The sequence below is a fragment of the Methylorubrum zatmanii genome, assembly GCF_014845115.1.
Classification (GTDB): domain Bacteria; phylum Pseudomonadota; class Alphaproteobacteria; order Rhizobiales; family Beijerinckiaceae; genus Methylobacterium; species Methylobacterium zatmanii.
This window is the reverse complement of the sequence record NZ_NKUI01000316.1, coordinates 1-3,393: the sequence shown is the minus strand read 5'-3', so window position 1 is coordinate 3,393 and position 3,393 is coordinate 1. Positions and strand designations below refer to the sequence as shown.

General features: G+C 66.0%; 4 protein-coding genes. All 4 read right to left on the bottom strand.

The features are described from left to right. Positions 1-254 precede the first annotated feature (254 nt). Positions 255-572 carry an FmdB family zinc ribbon protein gene (locus MZTS_RS24260; RefSeq protein ID WP_192285862.1) on the bottom strand — a complete coding sequence of 106 codons (318 nt, stop codon included), beginning with the start codon at positions 570-572 and terminating at the stop codon, positions 255-257. A 65-nt stretch (positions 573-637) separates the two neighbouring features. Further along, the gene (gene fmdA / locus MZTS_RS24255) at positions 638-1,867 is read right to left on the bottom strand and encodes a formamidase (protein WP_009864478.1); all 1,230 of its coding nucleotides are present in this window, start codon (positions 1,865-1,867) and stop codon (positions 638-640) included. Between the two features lie 140 nt (positions 1,868-2,007). Next, positions 2,008-2,697 carry an urea ABC transporter ATP-binding subunit UrtE gene (gene urtE / locus MZTS_RS24250; RefSeq protein WP_192285864.1) on the bottom strand — a complete coding sequence of 230 codons (690 nt, stop codon included), beginning with the start codon at positions 2,695-2,697 and terminating at the stop codon, positions 2,008-2,010. A 78-nt stretch (positions 2,698-2,775) separates the two neighbouring features. Then, the coding region (urtD, locus tag MZTS_RS24245) for an urea ABC transporter ATP-binding protein UrtD (RefSeq protein WP_192285860.1) at positions 2,776-3,393 on the bottom strand (618 nt) is incomplete at its 5' end.

The following is a 3,393-nucleotide window of genomic DNA, read 5'->3' as shown; positions in this document are numbered from 1 at the left end:
TGCTGCGCCAGGGCGCCGGTCGCAGCGACGACACTCGCCGCCAGCAGGGTGCCGGCCGTTCCGATCCTGACGCTGCGGCGGCGCCCGGGCCTTGTCGTTCGTGTCATGCGTTCGGTCATCGTCAGTCCCCAACCCGTCCTCTGCGCCGGCCTGCCCACAGGGTTCGTCCCGCTTGTCGTGTCGCGGCCGGCGGCTCCTTCGCGGAGCGGTGTTTCGGTTCGATCCATCCTTCCGCAGAGACGGCGGCCCGCCGATCAGTGGCTGATCATCCAGGGCCGCGCGTTCGGGAAGCTCTTGGCCGCCGCGGGGGCGGCCGTGGTTTTCTTCGGGGAGCAGCAACCGCAGCCGGCCCCGTGACCGCCGGACCGCCGCGGCTCGTGGCGGCTGCGCTCGTTGGTGGCGTGGGCCGCCTTGAGGCCGGCATCCATGCCCGAGATCCGCGGCGCGGTGAGGAAGGCGCGCTGGCACGGCTCACCGCAATCCGGGCAATCGTGCGGATCCTTGAACTGCGCCATCGGACGCAGCACCGTGAACGGCCCGCAGCTGTCGCAAGCGTAATCGTAGACCGGCATGTCGCGCACTCTCGAAGAAGACGAAGGCGGTTTGCCGCGCCGATACGCGCGGCAAACCGGGGCGATTACAGATCGGGCGAGAGCGGCATCTGGATCGAGCCGTCGAGGAACTTCGTCGGCCCGGCGGCGGACGGGTTGATGTCGAAGTCGAAGATGCCGGTCGGGATCCAGAGGGTCGCGCAGGCGTTCGGGATATCGACGACGCCGGAGATGTGGCCCTGGACCGGGGCGGTGCCGAGGATCGAGTAGGCCTGGGCGCCCGAATACCCGAACTTTTTCAGGTACTCGATCGCGTTGAGGCAGGCCTGCCGGTAGGCGACGGTCACGTCGAGGTAATGCTGCTTGCCGGATTCATCGACGGAAACCCCTTCGAAGATCAGGTGATCGTCGTATTTCGGGGTGACCGGCGACGGCTTGAAGATCGGGTTCTTGATCCCGTACTTGGACATGCCGTCCTTGATCAGGCTCACCTTGAGGTGGACCCAACCCGCCATCTCGATGGCGCCGCAGAAGGTGATCTCGCCGTCGCCCTGGCTGAAATGCAGATCGCCCATGGAGAGGCCGGCCCCCGGCACGTAGACCGGGAAGTAGATCTTCGAGCCGCGCGACAGATCCTTGATGTCGCAATTGCCGCCATGCTCGCGCCCCGGCACCGTGCGGGCGCCCGTCGCCGCAGCCGCCTCCTTCGCCTCGCCCTTCAGCCGGCCCATATGCGCGGTCGGGCCGAAGGGGAGGGTGGCGAGCGCCGGCACCCGGCTCGGATTGGTGTCGTAGAGCGCCTTCTCGCGGGTGTTCCAGGTCTCCAGCATCTTCGGATCGGGCAGGCAGCCGATCAGGCCGGGATGGATCAGGCCGGGGAAGCGCACGCCGGGCACGTGGCGCGACTTCGTGAACATGCCCTCGAAGTCCCAGATCGACTTCTGGGCCTGGGGAAAGTGTTCGTCGAGGAAGCCGCCGCCGTTGTTCTTCGAGAAGAAGCCGTTGAAGCCCCACTGGCTCTCGGGCTTGGCGCCGATATCGAGCAGGTCGACCACGAGCAGATCGCCGGGCTCGGCGCCCTCGACACCGATCGGGCCGGAGAGGAAGTGGACGATCGACAGGTCGATGTCGCGCACGTCGTCGGCGGAATCGTTGTTCTTGATGAAGCCGCCGGTCCAGTCATAGGTCTCGACGATGAAGTCGTCGCCGGGCTTGACGGTGGCGACCATCGGAATGTCCGGGTGCCAGCGATTGTGCACCATGTCGTTGTCGTAGGCCGACTGCGTGAGATCGACCTTGATCAGGGTCTCGGGCATGTCCGTCCCAGCTCCTTTGCTGTCCAGATTGCAGGCAGCCGTCCCCGTTGCGTCTCCGGGGTTGTTCCGGCCGCTTTCGTGGGTGTGGTGAACTCAGCGTCTTCCGACGCGCGCTCCTCCCGCTGAGGAGCGCGCGTGACTCAGACCGACAGGAACCGGGCGACCTGCGCCTCGTCGATATCGGCCCGCAGGCTCTCGTGGACGATGGCGCCGTTCTCGATCACGAGAACGCGGTCGGCCACGTCCATGGCGAAGCTCAGAACCTGCTCGGAGACGACGATCGACAGACCGCGCTCGTCGCGAATCTTCTTGAGGGTACGCCCCATCTCACGGATGATCGAGGGCTGGATGCCCTCGGTCGGCTCGTCGAGAAGAAGAACTTTGGGGTTACTGGCGAGCGCCCGGGCGATGGCGAGCTGCTGCTGCTGGCCGCCGGAGAGGTTGCCGCCGCGCCGTCCCTTCATCTCCAGGAGGACGGGGAACATCGTGTAGAGGTCCTGCGGCACCTTGCGCGAGCCGGTGACCGTCAGGCCCGTCTCGATGTTCTCCTGCACCGTCATGGTCGAGAAGATCATCCGTCCCTGAGGCACGTAGGCGAGGCCCTTGGCGACGCGGGCATGGCTCTTCATGGCGGTGACGTCGATGCCATCGACGGTGATAGTCCCCGACTTGGTCGGCACGATGCCCATCAGCGTCTTCATGAGCGTCGACTTGCCCATGCCGTTGCGGCCCATCACGGCGACGATCTCGCCGGGCGCCACGCTGATATCGATGCCGTGCAGAACCTCGCTCTGGCCGTAGGCGGCATGGAGGTCGGAGATCGCCAGCATCGGCGGCACGCCTGCCATCACCGGCGGCACGAGGGGGGAGGAAGAGGCGCTGGTCTGGAGCATGATCGGTACGCCTTCTCAATGGCCCAGATAGACTTCGATGACCTTCGGGTCGTTCTTGACCCGCTCCATCGAGCCTTCCGACAGGACCTTGCCCTGGTGCAGCACGGTGACCCGGTGGGCGATGTCCTCGACGAACTTCATGTCGTGCTCGATCACCAGCACCGAGCGGCCCTTGATGATCTGGTTCAGGAGTTCCGCGGTCTTGATGCGCTCGCCGACGCTCATGCCGGCCACCGGCTCGTCGAGCATCAGGAGTTCCGGGTCCTGGATCAGCAGCATGCCGATCTCGAGCCATTGCTTCTGGCCGTGGCTGAGGAATTCGGCCCGCTCGTCGAGCTGGTCCTTGAGGAAGATGGTCTGGGCGATCTCGTGGATGCGGTCGCGCACCTCGGCATCGCGCTTGAAGGTGAGCGCCCCGAACACCGAGCGGCCGCGCGGGAACGAGATCTCGAGATTCTCGAACACCGTCAGGTCGTCGTAGATCGAGGGGGTCTGGAACTTGCGCCCGACACCGGCCTGGACGATCGCGCTCTCGGACAGCTTGGTGAGTTCCTGTCCCTTGTACTTGATCGAGCCGGAGCTGGCCCGGGTGCGGCCGCAGATCAGGTCGAGCACCGTGGTCTTGCCGGCGCC